A 19142-nucleotide genomic window follows, 5' to 3' on the forward strand; every position below is an offset into this window, starting at 1 on the left:
CGGCGGCGTCTCCTCGGACGGCGTCTCCGGCGGCGGTGGTGGCGGCGCGGCCTCCGTCGGTGTCTCTGGCGGCGCTTCGGGCGCGGGCGGGGTCTCCTCGACCACGGGCATCTCGGGGGCCGGGGGTACTTCAGTCTGCGGCTGTGGCGAGGTGGCGGCGACGAGGGCGGCATATTCCTCGCCCGAGACCACGGACACGGGTGCCACCTCGAAATCCAGCGGTTCGCTGTCGAGACCCCACCCCATGACGAGCCAGAGCAGCAGGCCGGCATGGCCGATGCCCGAGATGTAGCCCCCCGTGCTCATGACATCAGGGCCTCAGCCGCCCGAGGGCAGCGCGGTCGGCGCGCCCGCGCCGAAATCCGAGCCGCCCACGTCAGTGACAAGGCCGATGTTCGAAAAGCCGCCCGCATTGAGCGCGCCCATGACCTCGGCCACGCGGTTCCACGCGTTGGCCCCGTCGGCGCGCAGGAAGATGCGGTTGCCGGTGCGTTCGGATGCGATTGCCTGAAGCCGGGTGATCAGTTCGCCCTGCGGCACCTCGGTGGTCTGGATCATCAGACCACCCTCGGCGGTGACGGTGACGGTGAGCGGCTCTTCCTCGTCCGATGGCAGCGCCGAGGCGGCGGTCTGCGGCAGCTCCACGGGGATGCCCACTGTCATCAGGGGGGCCGCGACCATGAAGATGATCAACAGCACCAGCATCACGTCCACGAAGGGCGTGATATTGATTTCGGCCATCGGCTGCGCCCGGCCCCGGCGACGTCCGCGACGATTGCCGCCGCCACCCGATTTCATGACACCTGCGCCCATCTCAGCTGTCCAGCTGGCGCGACAGGATGGTCGAGAACTCGTCGGCGAAGGCCTCGTAGCCGCCGATCAGCCGGTCGGCATCGGCCGACAGCTTGTTGTAGAAGATCACGGCCGGGATCGCGGCCATCAGGCCGAGACCGGTGGCAAGCAGCGCCTCGGCGATGCCCGGTGCCACCACGGCGAGGTTGGTGTTCTGCGCCTCGGCGATCTCGATAAAGGCGTTCATGATGCCGAAGACCGTGCCGAAGAGGCCGACGAAGGGCGCGGTCGAGCCGGTGGTGGCGAGCACGGGCAGACCGCGCTGCAGGCGCGCGGCCTCCTTGGCGATGGCCACGTCCATGCCGCGGTCGATCCGCGCCTGCGCGCCCGCGATTAGCCCGCCATCCTGCCGGTGCGAGCGCCGCCATTCGGTCATCCCGGCGCTGAAGATGCGCTGCGACGCGCCATGCGGATCGGCGCCGATTTCATCGAAGAGCTGGTCGAGCGGCTCGCCGGACCAGAAGGCGCGATCGAAGCGCGCGGCCTCGGCGCGAGCGGCGCGGTACTGGATGATCTTGTCGACGATCACGGCCCAGCACCAGATCGAGGCCAGGATCAATGCGATCATGACCAATTTGACGGTGATCGTCGCGCGGGCAAAAAGCGCCCACATCGAGAAGTCGGTTACCTGATCCATCTGCCTGCTCTTTGTGTCGCGCGCACGGCCTCTCGCGGGCCGCCTTGGCCGCGCATAACCGATCCGCCGGGCGAAATCCACTTCGCGCTTTGCACGGCGGCGTGACCTGCGACAGCCCCCGCCAACGCGCCCGCGCCCGGTCGGCGGAACTCCGCGCACCCCGGCGCGCACCGTCAGTCTTCGGCGATGGCGCGCTTGAGAGCTTCGGGAAGTCGCTGCGGTCGCCCCGTGTTCGACAGGGCCACGAGTTGCACGCGAGCCACAAAGCACGTCTCGTCTTCCCGCCGCGCCGTCTGCGCCAGCGTGATCCGCGCGCCGCCGATTTCCTCGACCCGCGTCTCGACCGTCAGCATGTCGTCGAATCGCGCGGGCGTCAGGTAGTCGGCCTCGATGCGGCGCACCGCGAAGACGATCCCCTCCTCGGTCTTGAGCCGCGACTGGTCGACGCCCAGACCCCGCACCCATTCGGTGCGGGCGCGCTCGATGAACTTCAGGTAGTTGGCATAATAGACGATGCCCGCGAGATCCGTGTCCTCGTAATAGACCCGGATTTCGAAACAGTGGCTCAATGGTCCATCCGCGCCGCCAGGCGCAGCGCGGTCGCCGGATCGTCGGAGGCGGCGGGCAGCACCGGGTCGTAGGCCGCGCGGATGAGCGAGGCGATCTCGGGTTTGAGCACCACCGTGCCATCGGGCGCCGAGGCCAGAGGCGAGGCCGCGTCGAAAGCGGTCTCGGACCATGTCAGCATCGACAGCACCGCCTGGCTCAGCGCCAGCACGTCGGCCGGCGTATCAAGTGCCTCGCCCTTCATGCGCAAAAACACGATGCCCGCGCGGATCGCGCCGTCGGGCTCGAAGCGAAAGGCGCGGTACTGGCTGGCGTCGCCTTCTTCGAGCTTGGCCAGAAGCTCGGGCAGGCCCGGCACCAGCTTGTCGAGATCGGGCACCGCCGTCAGCTCGTCCCATTCCCGGCAGAAGAACATCAGCAGGTTCACCCCAAGTTCGGGGTCGGTCTCGGCCATGTCGTGATCGGCAAGGTGGCATAGCGCCTGCAGCGCCGATTTCATCACCGAGAGCGTCTCGTCCTCGACGCCGAAGACCACCGGCGCAATGGGGCGGCCCCAGCGGGCGCACATGTAGCTGCCGTCACCTCGGGTGAACATCGCCTCGACGGTTTTCGCATCCAGCATGGCCGGTCCTCCTGTTTCACGAGGGAATACGCGGCGCGGCCCCGCGCGTCCAGCGCCGGAGGCTCAGTCGAACAGCACGCCCTGCCCCGCCTCCGGGGGACGCGGCACCGCCAATCCAAGGTGTCGCCATGCGGCATGCGCCAGCATCCGGCCGCGCGGCGTGCGCTGGATCAATCCCTGTTGCAGCAGGAACGGCTCGATCACCTCCTCGAGCGCATCGCGGCTTTCAGACAGAGCCGCCGAAAGCGTCTCGATCCCCACCGGGCCGCCGCCATAGGCCTCGGCAATGAGGCGCAGGTAGCGCCGGTCGGCTCCGTCAAGGCCCAGATCGTCGACGCCGAGCCGGGTCAGCGCGCTGTCGGCCAGCTCCTGCGTGACCCGCCCGTCGCCCTCGACAACCGCGAAATCGACAACCCGGCGCAGCAGCCGTCCGGCGATTCGAGGCGTACCGCGCGCGCGCCGCGCGATCTCGCGCGCCCCTGCGTCATCGGCGGGCGTGCCGAGCAGGCGAGCGTTGCGGGTGACGATCTCGTGCAACTCGTCGACGGTATAGAATTGCAGCCGCGTCGGGATGCCGAACCGGTCTCGCAACGGCGTGGTGAGCAGGCCAAGTCGCGTCGTGGCACCCACCAGCGTGAAGGGCTGCAACTCGATCCGCACGGTGCGCGCCGCCGGCCCCTCACCAATGACGAGATCGAGCGCATAATCCTCGAGCGCCGGGTAGAGCACCTCCTCCACTGCGGGGTTGAGCCGGTGGATCTCGTCGATGAAAAGCACGTCGCGCGGCTCGAGATTGGTGAGGATCGCCGCGAGATCGCCCGCCTTGGCCAGCACCGGTCCCGAGGTCATGCGAAAGCCGACGCCCAGTTCGCGCGAGATGATCTGCGCCAGCGTCGTCTTGCCCAGACCCGGCGGGCCGTGGAACAGCGTGTGGTCCATCGCCTCCCCCCGGATCCGCGCGCTCTCGATGAAGATGCGCAGATTGGCGCGGGCCTCGGCCTGACCGATGAATTCATTGAGCCCCTGTGGCCGCAAAGCGCGGTCGTGGTCCTCGGGAAGCCGTTCGGGGCGCAGCGCGGGATCAGGGGTGTCGGTCATGGTTCGGTCCTATGCATCGCGAGGATGCCGCAAAAGAGGGCGCGGCAACTCACCGCTCCTTGGGCGCAAGCTTGCGCAGCGCCGCGCGGATCAGCGCCGCGGTGTCGGCCCCGGGCGCCTCATGCGCAGATTCCGCCACCGCGCCCGCCGCTTCGGACAGCCCGTATCCGAGATTGCCCAGCGCCGAGAGCGCCTCGGCCTGCGCGGCGGCGCTGCCCTCGTCCTTCTTTCTGGCAGGCTTGCGCTTGGGCGCAGGGGTCTCGCCCGGCACGTCCTCGATCACCGCATCGGCGTCTTCACCGCGCATCGCGGCGGGCTGTGCGCCCATCGACATGATCGAGGGCGCCTTGTCCTTGAGTTCGTTGACCACCCGCTGCGCGGTCTTGGGGCCGACCCCCTTGGCCCGCGCCACCGCCGACCAGTCGGCCAAGGCGATCGCCCGACCGAGCCCGTCCGCGCCCAGCGCGCCGAGGATTGCCAAGGACGCCTTGGCGCCGATCCCCTGCACCGTGAGCAACAGCCGGTGCCATTCCTTTTCGACCAACGTCGGAAAGCCGAAAAGTTGCAGGATGTCCTCGCGCACCAGAAGCTCGGTATAGAGCGCCACCGCCTCGCCCGGTCCGGGCAGCTGTGCCAGCACCCGATCGGAGACATAGACCACATAGCCCACGCCGCGCACGTCGATCAGCACGTGATCGGTGGCACGGTATTCGAGCCGTCCGGCGATACGGCCGATCACGCCCGCACCCTCCCTGCCTCGGCGCGCGCCACCGCCGCCGCCAGATGCCCCGCCGATTGCAGGTGATGCGCGTGGCAGATCGCGACCGCGAGCGCGTCTGCGGCGTCGGCGCTGTCGAGCCTCACACCCGGAAGCTGAAGCTTGACCATGTGCTGCACCTGCGCCTTGGCGGCCGCGCCGTTGCCAACCACCGCCTTCTTGATGGTCGATGGCATGTATTCGCCCACCGCCAGCCCCGCCTCGGCCGGGATCATCAAGGCGATGCCCCGCGCCTGGCCGAGCTTGAGCGTGCCCGCGCCGTCCGAGTTGACGAAGACATGCTCCACCGCCGCCGCCTCGGGTCCATGCTCGGCGATCACCGCGCGCAGCTGGTAGGCCAGAGACAGAAGCCGCTCGGCAAGGTCGTCGCCCTCGGAATGGCAGGTGCCGTTGGCGACGTGACGCAGCCGCGCGCCCGTGCTCTCGATCACGCCCCAGCCGAGATTCCGAAGACCCGGATCAATACCGATGACTCGCATGCGCCCCCATCTGCCGATCGCGACTGCCCTGCGCCCCGGCCTTGTTCTACGTGGTTTTTCCGATCCCTAGCACAAACCACGAACGCAAACCATGCCGCGATGTCAAAGTCCCATCCGGGCGATCTCTTCTTCGAGCTGGCGTTGCATATATGGCTTGGCCAGTCGCGGCAGGTCGATCATGCCGCCCTCGGGCAGCTCGGCATAGCCGGTGGCCAGCAGGATCGGCAGATCGGGCCGCAGGTCGCGGGCATGGCGCGACAGCTCGCCGCCATTCATTCGCGGCATCGAGAAATCGGTGATCATCAGGTCGATCTCCGCATCGCTTTCAAGCACCGCGAGCGCCTGTTCGCCGGACCCCGCCTGGGTGACGTGATGGCCCAGATCCTCCAGCAGATCGACGCTGCTCATCGCGATCAGCGCGTCGTCGTCGACAAAGAGAATCCTCAGCACCCCACGCGAAGCTCGCGCGGTGGCGGGCGGCGGCGCGGGACGCTCAGCGCCCTTCTCCTCGACCTGCGCGACCGGCAGCCACAGCTCGGCCCGCGTGCCCTCACCGGGACGGCTCCAGAGGCGCAGCGCGCCCTGCAGCTGCTGGGCGAGGCCGTGGATCATCGACAGGCCGAGTCCCGTCCCCTTGCCCAACTCCTTGGTCGAAAAGAACGGCTGCGTCGCCTGCTCCAGCGTCGCCGCATCCATGCCAAGCCCGGTGTCGCGGACCGAAAGTCGCAGGTAGCGGCCCGCCGCGAGATCCTCGTCGCCCGTGGCCTCGCACAGGTCGACGGCGATGGCGAGCCGACCACCGCCGGGCATGGCGTCGCGGGCGTTGACCGCGAGGTTGAGCAATGCGAGGTCGAATTGGTTGCCATCCACCTGCGCCGGCGGCAGCCCGTCGGGGAGGCTGAAGCTCAGCTCGACCCCGTCACCGACGGAGCGGCGCAGCAGGTCCTCGGAGCCGCGCACCAGATCGGCCAGACCGCGCGGTTCGATCTTGAGCTCCTGCCGCCGGGCGAAGGCCAGAAGCCTCTGGGTCAGCGCCGCGCCGCGCTGCGCGCCCTGGATCGCGCCGTCGATCAGCCGCGCCGCGCGCGGGTCGTCCGTGACATGGCGCGACAGCAGGTCGAGGTTGCCAAGCACAGCCATCAGCAGATTGTTGAAATCATGCGCCACGCCGCCGGTGAGCTGGCCGATCGCCTCCATCTTCTGGCTTTGCAGAAGCTGGCCTTCGGTGCGTTCGCGCTGACGGATTTCCTCGAGCACGCGGGCATGCGCGCTTTCCAACTCGGCAGTGCGCTGCGCCACGCGGCGCTCCAGCTCCTCAGTCTGCTCACGGTGGTTGGTCTCGGCCTGCTTGCGGGCGTCACATCCGATGTGACACCGATCAGCCGCGGCGTGCCGTCGGGATCGTGCTGGATACGCGCATGCGCCTCGGCCCAATGCAGGCTGCCATCGGGCCAGACCGCGCGAAACTCCACCGCGTAATCCCGACCCTCGATGGTCGCATTTTCGATCGTCGCCATCACCCGGTCGAGGTCATCCTCGTGAATGCTGCTCACGAAGTCATGAAAATCGAAGGTCCCGTCCGCGGGTCGACCGAAGATCGTCCGCAACGTCGGAGAACAGATCAGCTCCCGGCTGGCGGGATGAAGTTCCCAAGCACCGAGCCGTCCAGCCATGAGTGCGGTGCGCAGCGTCTCATCGCTGCGATGCAGTTGCATGACGGCGGCACGGGTCTCGAACTGCCGCTCTCGGCCACGCCGGGCGCCGCGCACGACGCTTGCGAAGGTCGTGGCGTGAAACGGGCGCTCAAGGAAGGTGACATTGCCGAGGATCTCCGACAGCCGCGCGGCTTCGGGGTTGCGCTCGGGCCCGCCGCCATGCCGGGTGAGCACGATGAAGGGCAGCGCCGACCAGTTCGGCTGCGCGCTTATCGCCGCCAAGAGCGGCGCGAGGTCGGCATGGCGTACCGTTTCTTCTGTCAGGATGCCGAAGGCCGTGTCCTCTCCGAGGCCCGAGACGAAAGCGTCGAGATCGTCGCATATCTGCGAGGCCTGCCCGACCTCGGTGAGCAGGGCCGCCGCCAGCCGGGAATCCCGCCCATGCGGCGTCAGGATCAGAGCGCGCGCGCTGGCGAGAGCATCACCGGACGACGTCATTCGCGTTTGCCTCCATCAACGGGTCGGAGGCGCCGACGAAATCGGGCACGCCACGCAGCACCCCCTGGAAGCCGTACAAGGGCGCGCCAAGCTCGAGCCCGCGCTGCGTGATTTTGAACTCGCGGATCGTGTCTTCATGCGGGCCGGTGCGCTTCTTGACCACCGACACCGCCCGGCGGACCCGGCCCAGCGCCTCGAAGTAACGCAGCAGGATCACCGTGTCGGCGATGTACGTCACGTCGAGCGGCGACTGCATGTCGCCGACGAGGCCGTGCTGCGCCACAGTCAGGTAGGTCGTGGCTCCCTGACGGTTGAGGAACTGCAAGAGTTCGTGGATGTGCAGTACCAGCGCGTTTTCTTGCGGCATCGCGGCCTGATAGCCGTTCATGCTGTCAATCACGACGGTGCGCGCGCCGTTCCGGGTCACGCAGTCGCGCACCCGCTGCGCGAATTCGCCGGGTGACATCTCGGCCGCGTCGATCTGTTCGAGCAGCAGCGCGCCGCTCTTGCGCATCGCCGCGATGTCGATGCCGATCTTCAAAAGCCGCATCTCCAGCAGACCCAACTCCTCGTCGAAGGAGAACATGGCCGCCTTTTCGCCCCGTTCGATGGCGGCGATGGCGAATTGCAGCGCGAACAGGCTCTTGCCGGTGCCCGACGGCCCAAGAAGCAGCGTGCTCGTCCCGCGGTCGATGCCGCCGCCAAGAAGGCGGTCGAGCGCCTCGATGCCGCTGGCCTGCGCGTCGCGCTCGTAACCCACCCGATGTTCCAGCGCCACGAGGCGTGGAAACACCTCGATGCCGCCGGTCTTGATGGCGAAATCGTGATATCCGCCCCGGTAACGCTGACCGCGATACTTGGTGACGCGCAGACGCCGCCGTTCGGCACCGTAATCGGGCGCCAGCTCCTCGAGTTGGATCACCCCATGCACGACGCTGTGCACGGTGCGGTCCTGCGTCTCGGCCGTCAGGTCATCGAGCATCAGGACGGTGGCGTCCTGCCGCGCGAAGTAATGCTTCATGGCAAGGATCTGGCGGCGATAGCGCAAGGAGCCCTGCGCCAGCAGCCGGATCTCGGACAGGCTGTCGATCACCACCCGCTCGGGACGTATCCGCTCGAAGGCGGCGAAAATCTGCCGTGTCGCCTCGCCCAGTTCGAGATCCGAGGAATAGAGCAGGCTCTGCTGCTGATCGGCGTCGAGCAGACTTTCTGCCGGGACCACCTCGAAGACCGAGATCCGCTCGTCGAGGGTCCAGCCATGCGAGGCGGCGCTGTCGCGCAGCTCTTCCTCGGTCTCCGACAATGTCACGTAAAGACAGGTCTCGCCCTTCTCCGCGCCTTCCAGCAGAAACCGCATGGCGGTGGTGGTCTTGCCGGTGCCGGGCGACCCCTCGACCAGAAAGACATGGCGCCGCGTCAGTCCGCCCGAGAGCACGTCATCGAGACCCGGAACGCCGGTGCGGGCAAAGTCTTTGGGCATCATCGATCGATCCTTCAAGCCAGTTGTGGCCTCCTAACAGTTTTGCCGGAACGCCAAAAGGTGGCTTGAGACGTGACGGCGCGGCCCCATGAGCCGCGCCGCCGATCGTGATCTCAGGCCAGGCGGGCGATCAGCGCGCCGTTGGGACCGAGCCAGACCTTGCCGTCGGCGGTCTCGGCCGAGTTGGCGAACAGCGTCTCGGCGATGCCGCCGATCTCGATCTCACGCGGCTGGTCCGACAGATTGAAGGCGCAGACGGTCTTGTCGCCGCGATGAAAGGCCAGCACCGGCTCCTCGGTCTCGGCGAACATGGTGCGGCCCACACGCAGGTCGGGCGTCTCGCGACGCAACTTCAAAAGCGCGCGGTAGGTTTCGAGCACCGACCCGTCGACGCCCTTTTGCGTGTCGACGGCGCGCGCGGCCTGCGGCGCCTTCACCGGCAGCCATGGCGCGTCGTTTTTGGAAAAGCCCGCATTCGCGGCGGCCCGCTCCCAGACCATTGGCGTGCGGCAACCGTCGCGGCCCTTGTCGGCAGGCCAGAAGTTGATGCCCTGCGGGTCGGTCAGCTCCTCGAACTCCAGCTCGGTCTCGGTCTGGCCCAGCTCCTCGCCCTGATAGAGGCAGATCGAGCCCTCCATCGACAAGAGCATCGCTGCCGCGAGCTTGGCCACCGCGTCCTGATCGCCATGCCCGGCCCAGCGCGTCACGTGGCGTGGCACGTCGTGGTTCGACAGCGCCCAGCAGGGCCAGCCCTTGGGAGCGAGCTTGAAGAACTGGTCGATCTGGTGACGGAAATGCTCGGCCGTGAAATTCGGCCCCAGCATCTCGAAACTGTAGGCCATGTGCAGGCGGTTGGCCGAGGTGTATTCGCCCATGATCTCGATCGGGTGGTGGCTCTCACCGACTTCCCCCACCAGCGTGCGATCCTCGTACTCGTCCATCAGGCGGCGCATCTTCTCGAGGAAGGCGATGTTCTCGGGCTGGTTCTTCGAGAAGATGTGGTACTGCATGTCGTAGGGCTTGACCGCCTGCGTGCCGCTGAGACGGAAGTCGGCCGGGTCGTCGCGCAGGTGACGATCATGGAAATAGAAGTTCACCGTGTCGAGGCGGAAGCCGTCGACCCCGCGATCGAGCCAGAAGCGCATCGTCGAGAGCAACCAGTCCTGCACTTCCGGGTTGTGGAAGTTGAAGTCGGGCTGCTCCTTCAGGAAGTTGTGGAAGTAGTACTGCCGCCGCCGCGGCTCCCACTCCCAAGCGATGCCGCCGAAGATGGCCTGCCAGTTGTTGGGGGCCGAGCCGTCATGCCTGGGGTCGGCCCAGACGTACCAGTCGGCCTTGGGGTTGTCGCGGCTCGAACGGCTTTCCTCGAAGAAGGGGTGCTGGTTCGAGCTGTGCGACAGCACCTGGTCGATCATCACCTTGAGGCCCAGCTCGTGGGCGCGCGCGACCATCGTGTCGAAATCGGCGAGCGTGCCGAAGGTCGGATCGATGTCGGTGTAGTTCGACACGTCATAGCCCATGTCGGCCATCGGCGAGGTGAAGATCGGCGACAGCCAGACCGCATCGGCGCCAAGCTCGGCGATATGCGGCAGCCGCTCGGTGATGCCCCGAAGATCGCCGATGCCGTCATCGTTGCCGTCCTGATACGAGCGCGGATAGACCTGATAGATCACCGCGCCCTTCCACCAATTCGCCTTGCTCATCTCGAATCCTTTCGTCCCATGTGCCATCGGGTCGCGACGAGGCTTGCCCGAAGCGTTTCGGCTTGGCAAGGTGCCGCCAGCTATCGAGGGGACATTCATGTCGGCGACGCTCAAGGACATCGCGGCTTACACGGGGCTGTCGGTCACGCAGGTGAGTCGCGCGCTCAACGATCATGACGATGTCAGCGCCGAGACCAAGATTCGCGCCCGAGAAGCGGCCAGAGCCTTGAATTACCGCCCCAATCTTTCGGCGCGCAAGCTGGCTTCGGGGCGGTCCGGCATCGTCGGCCTCGTGCTGCCGCCGCAGGATCGCACCCCGCGCGACAGCATGTTCGTGCAGATGGTGCGCGGCCTGTCGAGCGCCTTCTCGCGGCAAGGGCGGTTGTTCGTGCTCAACGCCGCCGATGAGGGCGAGGACGTGGTCGAGGTGCATCGCAGGCTCATCGACGGCGGCTCACTCGACGGCTTCGTGCTGATCGAGCCCGAGGACGCCGACCCGCGGGTCGCCTATCTGCAACGGCGCGGCGTGCCGCTGGTCATGCATGGGCGTGGCGCGCTTGCCCCCAACTACCCCTTCTACGACATCGACAACATCGCCGTAGGCCGCGAACTGACGGCGATGCTGCTGCGCGCTGGGCACCGCCGGATCGGCTTCGTCAACGGGGTACGGTCCATGTGCTACGTGGCGCATCGGCGGGCGGGCTGGGAGATGGCGCTGCGCGCGGCCGACGTGCCCGCCGATCCGATGCTGCACGAGCACGGCCAGATGACCGAGAGCGTCGGCGCCCTTGCCACGCTCAGGATGATGAGCATGCAGTCGGATCGCCCCACCGCGCTGATCGCGGGCAACATGCTGATCGCCAAGGGCATCTACAGCGCGCTCTCGATGCTTGGCCTAAAGGTGCCGGGCGACGTGTCGGTGGTGGTGCATGACGACATGCTCCCGGGCGAAGACCTGATGGCGGTGCCACCGACCTCCGGGACCCGCTCGGCGCTGGCGCAAAGCTGGGAGCCGCTGGCGCAGGGGTTGATCGGCGCGATCGAGGGCCGGGCGCTGGCCGACCTGCAGCGCGTCGGCGATTTCGAGATCGTCGACGCCGGGTCGATCGCCCCGCCGGTTTGAGCGCCCCGGCAGCCAGCGACGCCCCGGATGACGACACCGGCCCGAAGCGGTTCGGGTCACCCGAGGCCTCTGCGCCATCGCCATGCAGGGGCTGCAAGTCGCTGCGGCGTGGTTGGATGTGGTCTCCGACCGCCAAGAGGCCCAGATGGGGGTCAACGGCGCCGATGATGACGCCAGCCAGACACGCCGCCCCGAGGGGTGGCCCATCCAGACCCCGAGAACGCAGATCATGACCAGCTTCACCACCAACCAGACCGCCCGCCCCTCCTTCTTCGCCCGTCTCGGCGCCAGCCTTGCCGAGCGCCGCGCCAAGTCGCGCGCCTATCGCACCACGCAGCGCGAGCTTTCGGCTCTGAGCGACCGCGAACTCGTCGATCTGGGCATTCACCGCTCGATGATCGACGACATCGCCCTGCAGGCCGCCAAGCGCGCCTGACCCTTTCCTCGAAATGCCGCGGATCTTTTCCGCCGCATCGGGGTTTGATGGCAGGACAGCCTTCCTCCCGGGCGCGTCCGGTTCGAAATAGCGGCGGCTCTCCCTCCTTGGAGCCGCCGTTTTTTTATGCGGTTCAGCCTTCGATCAGCCCGAGTTGCGCCTCTCCGAAGCCCAGCTCGACGCTTAGCCCGCCCTCTCCGTTCGAAGTGCGCACGAAGCCGCCATGCTTCTGCACCATGGTCCGGATCATCCGCCAGCCGAGCGAGTCGGACCGCTCGGGCCGCTCCATTCCCGGCGCAAGGCCGCAGCCATCATCGGAAACGGTAAGCTTCAGCACCCCCTCCTCGCGCTTGAGAGACACATGCAGGCGCCCCTTCTCGCGCCCGGCGAAAGCGTGCTTGCAGGCGTTGGTCATCAGCTCGCCCGCCGCCAATGCGAGATCGGTCGCGGCGTTTCCCGACAAGAGGAGCGTCTCGCCGGTGACGACCACCTTCACCTCCTGATCAGGTGTCGAGAAGGCTTGCCGCGTCTGCTCGGCCACATCGCGCAGCAAGGGCAGCAAGGCGGCGCTGTCGGCGGCGGCGGCGCGCTGCAGCTGGTCGTGGATCGCGGTGATCGCCTTCACCCGCAATTCCAGATCGCGCAGCACGCCCTTCGTCTCCTCGGTCTTGGCGGCCGAGCGCGACAGCCGCATCAGTCCGGTCACGAGGGCAAGGTTGTTCTTGGTGCGGTGGTGCACCTCGGCCATCAGCAGGTCGCGCTCCTCGAGCGCGTCGAGCAGGTCGCGGTTCTGCTGGGCCAGCATCGCCGCTGGGTCGGCGCGGCGCAGCGCAGCCAGCGCCTCACCGATCCCGGCGGCGACCGGCGCGGCCTCGGAGGCGGCAAGGCGGGTGTCGAACCCCGCGAGGATGCGCGTCCCCTCGGCACCGCTCTCGACTTCGAAGCGATCGGCGATGCGCTGCACGCCGCGCAACCCGAGTCCGAGCCCCTGCGCGCGCGCCGTTCCGGGCAGCGGATCCGCGCCCGAGAGACGCGCGTCGAGATCAGGGATGCCCGGCCCCTGATCCACCGCCTCTACCCCGAGCGCGAGTCCGCTTCCCAGCGGTTCGAGCGACAGCGTCATGCGCCCGCCGCCGCCGTGCTGGACGATGTTGCGCCCCAACTCCAGCAGCGCCGTGACGATGCGGGTCTCGGCGAACTTGGCGAAACCGCAACGCCGCGCCACCTCTTGGCCGACCATGCGCAGCCGCACGATGTCCTCGTCGGCCTCGATCTTCAGAGTGGTCAGTCTCATGCGATATTCTCCGGGGCAAGCCGCGCCACCAGCGCACAGCAGTCGTCGCGGCCCTTGTTGCGGTCGCGGATCAAATGGGCGGCGATCATCGCGCAACTCATCCCCGCCGTCGCCGGCAGATCGGCATGGCTGCGCAAGGTCGACAGCCCGTCGCTGTGCAGGATCAGCACGTCGCCCGGCCGCATCGTGGCCGTCTCCACCGGCGGCTGGCGCACCGCGCCGCCCAACCGACCCTCGCGGCTGATCAGCCGCCTCACCTGTCCGCCCGGCTGCACCAGAAGCGCCGCGATGTTGCCGATCCCGGCCAGCCGAAGCCGCCCGTCCGCCGCCTCGATCTGCGCCAGCGCCGCGACCGAGCCGCGGCTCCCTGCGAGACGGGTCGACAGCTCGGACAAGATCCCCGACGGATCGTCGCCGCGCAACCCGGAGAGCCCGGCGATCGCCTCCTCAGCGGCGGCTTCGGCGCGCGCGCCGTGGCCAAGGCCGTCCACCGCCATGAGATCGACCCGTCCCGCCACGTCGCGGGCGAACACGCCGTCGCCGCAGGCGCGGTCCCCGGGATAGTTCACCAGGAAGGCGCCCACCTCGACCCCGGCCATCACCGGCGGCGCGCCAAAGCCGCAGACCGCCACGGTGCCGCGCCCCGGCGTCGAGCGGATCTCGAAGCTGTCGGCCAGCCGCCGCATCGCCCCGAGGCCGCCGCCGGCGCTCGAGCCGGTCGAGAAGCCGTCCGACAGCGCGAGATCGATGTCGGGAATGCCGGGGCCGCTGTCGATCGCGGCCAGTGTCACCCGCCGCCCCGCGCCGGGCTGCGCCTGCAACAGAAGCTGGCCGCCGCCCGCATGGCGCAGCAGGTTAGTCGCCATCTCGGTGACGACAATCGCCAGCGCCTCGGCGCGGGTCGCATCGAGCATTGCGGCGTCGGCCAACCCCCGCGCAAGCCGTCGCGATTCCGCCACGGCGCTGGGATCGGTGATGTCGACGGCGTGTCTCATGGCTTGGCCTCCATTTCGACGGTGGTGCCTGACCCCGGACGGCTCTCGATGCGGAACGCCTCGACCAGCCGCCGCGCACCGCCAAGACCCTTGCCCATGCTACGCGCGGTCGAAAAGCCGTCGGTCATCGCCTGATCCAGATCGGCGATGCCTGGCCCCTCGTCGCGGCAGCGGATCATGATCCGCAAGGGCCGCTCGAGCCGATAGACTTCGAGCACCCCGCCGCCGCCGTGGTCGAGCGCGTTGCGGGCGATCTCGCTCACCGCGGTGACGAAGCGGGTCTTGCGCAGAGCCCGCGCCCCCATCGCGTCCATCGCCCGCGACACGGCGATCCGCGCCGCCGCGACGTCGCGCTCCTGCCGCAACTCGATCCGGGCCGCCGGCTCCGCCGGCGGAGCGCTCACGCCAGCCCCTTGGCCTTCAGGCTCCGCAAGGCATGGCTCAGCGACAGCGCCGTCTTGGAGCCGGGCAGGTCCATGCCCAGCTCGACCAGCGTCATTGCCACTGCCGGGCGCATGCCGACGATATAGGTCTCGGCCGCCAGCAGCCGCGAGATCGAGGAGAGCTGCGCGAGGATCCGACCGACGAAGGTATCGACAATCTCGAGCGCGGCGATGTCGATCACCACGCCCCGCGCCGCCTCGTTGACGATCCGCTCGGAGAGATCCTCTTGCAGGTTGATGATGTCGGTGTCGGTGATGTTGTCGCGGATCGCCACGAGCAGGACCTTGTCGACGCTGTAGATCGAGGCCGCCTCAGACACGGGAATCCTCGATGCGGCTGATCTGGAAGCCGACCCGGCGGAACGCCTCGGCCAGCGCGGCGCGGATCGAGGGACGCGTCGTCACCTCGCCCACATCGACGCCAAGCTCGACCATGGTCTGGGCGATCTTGGGCGAGATGCCGGAGATGATCGCCTCGGCCCCCATCAGCCGCACGGCCGCGGCGGTGCGCAGCAGATGCTGCGCCACCTGCGTGTCGACGACCCGCACGCCGGTGATGTCGACGATCACCACCTCGGCGCTGTGCTCGACGATCGAGTTCAGAAGATTCTCCATCACTTCCTGCGCGCGCATCGAATCGAGCGTGCCGATCAAGGGGATGGTCAGAACCCGCTCCCAAAGCTGCACCACCGGGGTGGACAGCTCCATCATCTCGGCGCGCTGGCGTTCGATGATCTCGTCGCGCTCGGCGATGAAGTATTCGTTGATGTGCATGGCCAGCGCATCGACGATGCGCCCGAAATCGGCCGCGATCGAGAGCAGCCTGTCGGGCGTGCCGGAGAGGCTTTCGTTCAGTTTCACGAAGACCGGCTGCTTGAGCGCCAGGATGAAGGCGGTCATTTCCCACGGGGCGACGCCGCGTTCGGTGCGCACCAGTGTGATTTCGGACAGCGCGAGGCGCAGCTCGGACCAGACATCGGCCTCGATGTCGACCGGCTCGGTGATGTCGATCCGGGCCAGCACCTCGGCAAAGGCGCGCAAGAGGTCCGACAATTGGCGGCGGCTCTCGCGGTCCGAGAACAAGTCGGGGCGGCGCACGCCCTCGCGCTTCTGGGTCGCGAACCAGGCGTCGAGCACGCCGTCGAAATCCTCGCGCAGGAGGCGGCTCAGTTCAGTCGTCGGCGCAACGGTCATATTCGGTCCTAACTGGTCACGGCGGCTTATCGATAGGGGCTGTCGCGCCGGAAGGAAAGCCTTGCGCCCGGCTCACTTGGCGGGAACCGGCCTGCGCCTCAGCCGCCGCGCCGCCGACCCAAGAGAGCATCCGCCCGGCCCAGCGCCGTATCCATATCCGCAAGGGCGCGCGTCATAGCCTCGCGCCCGGCCCGCGGATCGGCCTCCCTGCCCTGCGCCGCCCCGAGACCCGGGGCCGGACGGCGTGGCCGGACCGCCAGCCGCTCGGCCAGCCCCGGCACCGACCAGATCCGCGCCGTGCGCCGCCGCGTGATTTCGCGCAGGAGCCCCTGCTCAACCAGCGCGTCGATGAGGTTGGTGGCGCCGCGCGGCGTGACGCCGATGCGCTCGGCCAGAAGCCCCGAGGTCAGGCAAGGCGCCGAGGCGAAGGCCTGCGCCGCGTCGCCCAGCCGCGAGCGCCCGTGCCGTCCCTCGCCGCAGGCCCGCGCCCGGCGCAGCCATTCGCGCGCCCGGCCGATGCGGCCGATCTCCATGCCCAGCACCGTGCCGAGCCCCTCGATCAGATCCGCCAGCCCGCCGGCGGTGCCCGGCGACCACGGCCGGTATCGACCCACCGACAGCGCCAGCGCCGGCGTCGCGACCCAATCCGCATCGACCCGCCCCGAAAGGCCGCGCATCGGATCCTCCTCGAAGGCCACGGCCCCGCCGGGCCCCGGCGTCGCCCGGCGCCGTGCCCCTTCGACCGCCATGAACAGGGCCCTCTCGACCATCGGGTTGGCGCGGCCGCTCGACCGCGCATAGGCCCCGCTCACCCGCAGCGCCGCAAGGATCGGCGGATCTTGTGGTCGCAGCGCCGCAAGGGCGGCGTCGAACGCGCCCGAAGCAAGGCTGTCCTCGCCCGCTGCCGCGCCGCGTTCGGCACCCGCGAGCCCGCCCGCCCGCCGCTCGAGCCGCGCGAGGGTCTCGGCAGGCCGCGCGATTGGATCGCCCGGGGCCTTGAGCGCGCGGATCAGCCCGAGTGCCAGCTCTCCCGCCACCGGATCGCCGCGCGATATCCCACCGCCCGCGACGCGCGGCAGCAGGTCCGCCTCGGACACCCGCCGCCCTTCGAGCGCCACGGAGGCCACCGCTTCGGCCACGGCCATCTCTGAGCGCCACAGGTTGCCCGCATCGGGATCGGCCCGACCGAAGGCTTCGATCCGCGCCGCGAGCACTTCGATCCCGAGCAGATCGAGCGCCCCTGCCGCGCTGTTCCTGCCTGCCATGCCCGTGCCCCCGCCCTTGATCGCCCGCCGATCAGACTGACCCGCCGCCATACGGCTTGTCCACCGGCTATCAGGCGCGGTCGAAGATGCCCGGAGGCTCGCATTGCGGACGCGCGCCTGTCACGGCGCGTGGTGCGTTGAGGTGGCAAGGTTCCCGCCCGCGTGCCAGTCGCGAGATCCGGCTTCCCCCAGACGAGGCCGCTCTCGGAACAGACCTCATCTGGTCGTGTCCCGGGGCGGGAGCGGGGGTCAACTTCGGCAAGCATATGAACTGACAAAGGTCCGAGCGGCGAGCCCGTCGCAGCACTTGGCACCAAGGGGCTTCGTATCACGAAAGGCGCTGGGCGGGGATCAAGCCGGGCAGTGGCGGAGCTGGCTGCCCCCAACTTAGCCCCGGCCTGTCGCATCGCAGCGCACCCAAGCGCAAACAGCATAATGGGCCCTATGGTGGGTAGGGCGATCAAAATGCCAATGTATTAAACAAAATCAATGGAGCCTGGCGGAGGAGGTGGGATTTTCCGCGCACGCCGCTCAAACCCCTTATCGCCTTGAAAGATGGGGCATGAGTGTGGGAAGCGTGTGGGGTAAACGTGTGTGGAAGTCAGGAACAAAGTTGCCCCACTACCTGAACCAGCGCCGCCGCAGATGGTATGCGGAACTCGACATTCCTAAGAAGTTGCGTCCGCTTTTCAACGGCAAGGCCCGCTTCGTCGAGAGCCTCAAGACGGAGAGCCGGTCTGAGGCCGAACGCCGTGCCCCACTGCTTGTTGCGAGATGGAAGGCTGAAATCGAAGCAGCCAAGACCGGCAACACTGCCCCCCTCGAAGACCTCAGAGACGCCGCGATGAGTTGGCGGGAACTGCTGGACCGCGAGCCTGATCCTGAGCAGCGGGGCAAATACGAGATGATCCTGTCGGACAAAGCGGTGGAAGCGGAGGAACGACAGCGAGGTGCCGGGGAAGCCCTCTACAAGCTGGCAACGCGTCAGTGGGTGGAAATCAGCGAGAAGGTCGAAGACTGGCTTCTCACGTTGGACAACGAGCCGAAGACCTTAGACATGAAGAGGTCCGATCTCTCGCGGTTCAGCCAGCGCTTTCGAACCACCAAGAAGGTGACGAGGAAGAGCGTTCAGCTCTGGGTGCATGAGCTGCAGCATGAGGACGGCCTCAAAGCTCCAACGGCTCGTAGGATCATCTCAGCTTGTCGGGGCTACTGGGGGTACCTGCAGCGGCTCGACATAGTGCCGGATGATGTTGACCCTTTTCGTGAGGTCGTGCAGCGCAAAGCGAAGAAGTCAAAGGCCGATGTCGCAAATCGACGCAAATCCTTCACTGCTGGGGAAACGACTGCGTTGCTTGATGGTGCAGTTGATAGCGGTGATCTCGATTTGGGGAGACTGATAGCTCTGGGAATGTGGACGGGGTGCCGGGTTGAAGAGCTTTGTGCGCTACAGGTCCACGATGTCCAATCCGACAGGTTCAAGATCGTGGATGCAAAGTCCGAAGCCGGATGGCGGGAAGTGCCGATCCATAGTCAGCTGCGCCCTCTTCTTCAGAGGCTTTGCGCTGCAAGCATTGATGGCTACGTTCTGTCGGGACTGACAAAGAACAAATACGGCGATCGATCGAACGCAATTGGTAAGCGCTTCGGACGCCTGAAGAGCCGCCTTGGCTTTGATCACACCTACGTCTTCCATTCGATCAGGAAGACCGTTGCAACGCAGTTCGATGCAGCAGGCATCCCGGAGGCGATAAGCGCCCGGATCATCGGCCATGACATTCCCACCATGACCTACGGCGTCTACTCGGGCGGTGCCCCCTTCGAGAAGAAGCAAGCAGCGTTGGAGGTCTTAGCCTATCCAAGCGGCCAATACCCCCTATCCGATTTGTGGCCCGGTGGCCTCGATAGCTAATCTGTCATGATGCCCAGCGCTCAAGCGCAGCCTGTGCAGCCACAGGGTCAGCTTTGATCCTTAGAACCGTCTGACGGGACAGGCCGGTGACCGAGCTATGGCTGAAAATGG

The 19142-nt window shown here is 67.6% G+C and carries 20 protein-coding genes and 1 pseudogene; 3 read left to right on the plus strand and 18 right to left on the minus strand.

Features of this window, described 5'->3' with window-relative positions; translation table 11 throughout:
* The 12 genes and pseudogenes from MBELCI_RS15490 to MBELCI_RS15540 form a co-directional block, all read right to left on the minus strand.
* Positions 1 to 306, minus strand: a pseudogene (locus tag MBELCI_RS15490) (hypothetical protein); the annotation flags it as partial.
* A 12-nt stretch (positions 307 to 318) separates the two neighbouring features.
* The gene (locus MBELCI_RS15495; protein ID WP_045320301.1) at positions 319 to 813 is read right to left on the minus strand and encodes an ExbD/TolR family protein; all 495 of its coding nucleotides are present in this window, start codon (positions 811 to 813) and stop codon (positions 319 to 321) included.
* Position 814: 1 nt separating this feature from the next.
* Positions 815 to 1489 carry a protein TolQ gene (gene tolQ / locus MBELCI_RS15500; protein WP_200861291.1) on the minus strand — a complete coding sequence of 225 codons (675 nt, stop codon included), beginning with the start codon at positions 1487 to 1489 and terminating at the stop codon, positions 815 to 817.
* Between the two features lie 173 nt (positions 1490 to 1662).
* On the minus strand, positions 1663 to 2058 hold the full coding sequence (gene ybgC, locus MBELCI_RS15505) for a tol-pal system-associated acyl-CoA thioesterase (protein WP_021695195.1): 396 nt from the start codon (positions 2056 to 2058) through the stop codon (positions 1663 to 1665).
* Entirely contained in the window at positions 2055 to 2678 is a 624-nt protein-coding gene (locus MBELCI_RS15510) for a hypothetical protein (protein ID WP_021695196.1), read from the minus strand. The genes ybgC and MBELCI_RS15510 overlap by 4 nt, the downstream gene beginning before the upstream one ends.
* 63 nt (positions 2679 to 2741) lie before the next feature.
* Positions 2742 to 3776: a Holliday junction branch migration DNA helicase RuvB gene (gene ruvB, locus MBELCI_RS15515; protein ID WP_021695197.1), complete on the minus strand. Its 1035-nt coding sequence runs from the start codon at positions 3774 to 3776 to the stop codon at positions 2742 to 2744.
* A 49-nt stretch (positions 3777 to 3825) separates the two neighbouring features.
* Entirely contained in the window at positions 3826 to 4515 is a 690-nt protein-coding gene (gene ruvA, locus MBELCI_RS15520) for a Holliday junction branch migration protein RuvA (protein ID WP_021695198.1), read from the minus strand.
* Complete coding sequence (gene ruvC / locus MBELCI_RS15525; protein ID WP_021695199.1) at positions 4512 to 5033, minus strand: crossover junction endodeoxyribonuclease RuvC; 522 nt, start codon at positions 5031 to 5033, stop codon at positions 4512 to 4514. The genes ruvA and ruvC overlap by 4 nt, the downstream gene beginning before the upstream one ends.
* A 102-nt stretch (positions 5034 to 5135) precedes the next feature.
* Complete coding sequence (locus tag MBELCI_RS21330; protein ID WP_369385474.1) at positions 5136 to 6230, minus strand: ATP-binding protein; 1095 nt, start codon at positions 6228 to 6230, stop codon at positions 5136 to 5138.
* Positions 6173 to 7186, minus strand: a complete 1014-nt coding sequence (locus MBELCI_RS21955; RefSeq protein WP_021695201.1) for a PAS domain-containing protein — start codon at positions 7184 to 7186, stop codon at positions 6173 to 6175. The genes MBELCI_RS21330 and MBELCI_RS21955 overlap by 58 nt, the downstream gene beginning before the upstream one ends.
* Entirely contained in the window at positions 7170 to 8669 is a 1500-nt protein-coding gene (locus MBELCI_RS15535; protein WP_021695202.1) for an ATPase domain-containing protein, read from the minus strand. The genes MBELCI_RS21955 and MBELCI_RS15535 overlap by 17 nt, the downstream gene beginning before the upstream one ends.
* A gap of 110 nt (positions 8670 to 8779) precedes the next feature.
* Complete coding sequence (locus MBELCI_RS15540) at positions 8780 to 10369, minus strand: alpha-amylase family glycosyl hydrolase (protein ID WP_021695203.1); 1590 nt, start codon at positions 10367 to 10369, stop codon at positions 8780 to 8782.
* 97 nt (positions 10370 to 10466) lie between these two features.
* On the opposite strand from MBELCI_RS15540, the gene MBELCI_RS15545 reads away from it, so the two are divergent.
* Together MBELCI_RS15545 and MBELCI_RS15550 are read left to right on the plus strand one after the other, a co-directional pair.
* Positions 10467 to 11492, plus strand: coding sequence for a substrate-binding domain-containing protein (locus MBELCI_RS15545; protein ID WP_021695204.1), 1026 nt, complete (start codon positions 10467 to 10469; stop codon positions 11490 to 11492).
* Positions 11493 to 11637: 145 nt separating this feature from the next.
* Entirely contained in the window at positions 11638 to 11928 is a 291-nt protein-coding gene (locus MBELCI_RS15550; protein ID WP_021695205.1) for a DUF1127 domain-containing protein, read from the plus strand.
* A 133-nt stretch (positions 11929 to 12061) separates the two neighbouring features.
* On the opposite strand, the gene MBELCI_RS15555 is transcribed toward MBELCI_RS15550, so the two are convergent.
* The 6 genes from MBELCI_RS15555 to MBELCI_RS15580 form a co-directional block, all read right to left on the minus strand.
* Positions 12062 to 13222, minus strand: coding sequence for a sensor histidine kinase (locus MBELCI_RS15555; RefSeq protein WP_021695206.1), 1161 nt, complete (start codon positions 13220 to 13222; stop codon positions 12062 to 12064).
* Positions 13219 to 14217, minus strand: a complete 999-nt coding sequence (locus tag MBELCI_RS15560; protein ID WP_021695207.1) for a SpoIIE family protein phosphatase — start codon at positions 14215 to 14217, stop codon at positions 13219 to 13221. The genes MBELCI_RS15555 and MBELCI_RS15560 overlap by 4 nt, the downstream gene beginning before the upstream one ends.
* Positions 14214 to 14621: an ATP-binding protein gene (locus MBELCI_RS15565; protein WP_021695208.1), complete on the minus strand. Its 408-nt coding sequence runs from the start codon at positions 14619 to 14621 to the stop codon at positions 14214 to 14216. Before MBELCI_RS15565 ends, MBELCI_RS15560 begins: the two co-directional genes overlap by 4 nt.
* Positions 14618 to 14980, minus strand: a complete 363-nt coding sequence (locus tag MBELCI_RS15570) for an STAS domain-containing protein (RefSeq protein WP_021695209.1) — start codon at positions 14978 to 14980, stop codon at positions 14618 to 14620. Before MBELCI_RS15570 ends, MBELCI_RS15565 begins: the two co-directional genes overlap by 4 nt.
* Positions 14973 to 15854 (minus strand): STAS domain-containing protein, encoded by an 882-nt coding sequence (locus tag MBELCI_RS15575; RefSeq protein ID WP_021695210.1) that lies wholly within the window; start codon positions 15852 to 15854, stop codon positions 14973 to 14975. The genes MBELCI_RS15570 and MBELCI_RS15575 overlap by 8 nt, the downstream gene beginning before the upstream one ends.
* A 98-nt stretch (positions 15855 to 15952) precedes the next feature.
* The gene (locus MBELCI_RS15580; protein WP_131505568.1) at positions 15953 to 17119 is read right to left on the minus strand and encodes a Fic family protein; all 1167 of its coding nucleotides are present in this window, start codon (positions 17117 to 17119) and stop codon (positions 15953 to 15955) included.
* 613 nt (positions 17120 to 17732) lie between these two features.
* Between MBELCI_RS15580 and MBELCI_RS19535 the strand changes: the two genes are divergently transcribed.
* On the plus strand, positions 17733 to 19031 hold the full coding sequence (locus MBELCI_RS19535) for a DUF6538 domain-containing protein (protein ID WP_052512754.1): 1299 nt from the start codon (positions 17733 to 17735) through the stop codon (positions 19029 to 19031).
* Positions 19032 to 19142: the final 111 nt, after the last annotated feature.

It is taken from the genome of Limimaricola cinnabarinus LL-001, from assembly GCF_000466965.1.
GTDB lineage: Bacteria > Pseudomonadota > Alphaproteobacteria > Rhodobacterales > Rhodobacteraceae > Limimaricola > Limimaricola cinnabarinus.

Coding starts and splice junctions, on each gene's coding strand:
- MBELCI_RS15495 (WP_045320301.1), bottom strand. CDS start 813: ATGGGCGCAGGTGTCATGAAATCGGGTGGCGGCGGCAATCGTCGCGGA.
- tolQ (WP_200861291.1), bottom strand. CDS start 1,489: ATGGATCAGGTAACCGACTTCTCGATGTGGGCGCTTTTTGCCCGCGCG.
- MBELCI_RS15510 (WP_021695196.1), bottom strand. CDS start 2,678: ATGCTGGATGCGAAAACCGTCGAGGCGATGTTCACCCGAGGTGACGGC.
- ruvB (WP_021695197.1), bottom strand. CDS start 3,776: ATGACCGACACCCCTGATCCCGCGCTGCGCCCCGAACGGCTTCCCGAG.
- ruvC (WP_021695199.1), bottom strand. CDS start 5,033: ATGCGAGTCATCGGTATTGATCCGGGTCTTCGGAATCTCGGCTGGGGC.
- MBELCI_RS21330 (WP_369385474.1), bottom strand. CDS start 6,230: ATGGAGGCGATCGGCCAGCTCACCGGCGGCGTGGCGCATGATTTCAAC.
- MBELCI_RS21955 (WP_021695201.1), bottom strand. CDS start 7,186: ATGACGTCGTCCGGTGATGCTCTCGCCAGCGCGCGCGCTCTGATCCTG.
- MBELCI_RS15535 (WP_021695202.1), bottom strand. CDS start 8,669: ATGATGCCCAAAGACTTTGCCCGCACCGGCGTTCCGGGTCTCGATGAC.
- MBELCI_RS15540 (WP_021695203.1), bottom strand. CDS start 10,369: ATGAGCAAGGCGAATTGGTGGAAGGGCGCGGTGATCTATCAGGTCTAT.
- MBELCI_RS15545 (WP_021695204.1), top strand. CDS start 10,467: ATGTCGGCGACGCTCAAGGACATCGCGGCTTACACGGGGCTGTCGGTC.
- MBELCI_RS15550 (WP_021695205.1), top strand. CDS start 11,638: ATGGGGGTCAACGGCGCCGATGATGACGCCAGCCAGACACGCCGCCCC.
- MBELCI_RS15555 (WP_021695206.1), bottom strand. CDS start 13,222: ATGAGACTGACCACTCTGAAGATCGAGGCCGACGAGGACATCGTGCGG.
- MBELCI_RS15560 (WP_021695207.1), bottom strand. CDS start 14,217: ATGAGACACGCCGTCGACATCACCGATCCCAGCGCCGTGGCGGAATCG.
- MBELCI_RS15575 (WP_021695210.1), bottom strand. CDS start 15,854: ATGACCGTTGCGCCGACGACTGAACTGAGCCGCCTCCTGCGCGAGGAT.
- MBELCI_RS15580 (WP_131505568.1), bottom strand. CDS start 17,119: ATGGCAGGCAGGAACAGCGCGGCAGGGGCGCTCGATCTGCTCGGGATC.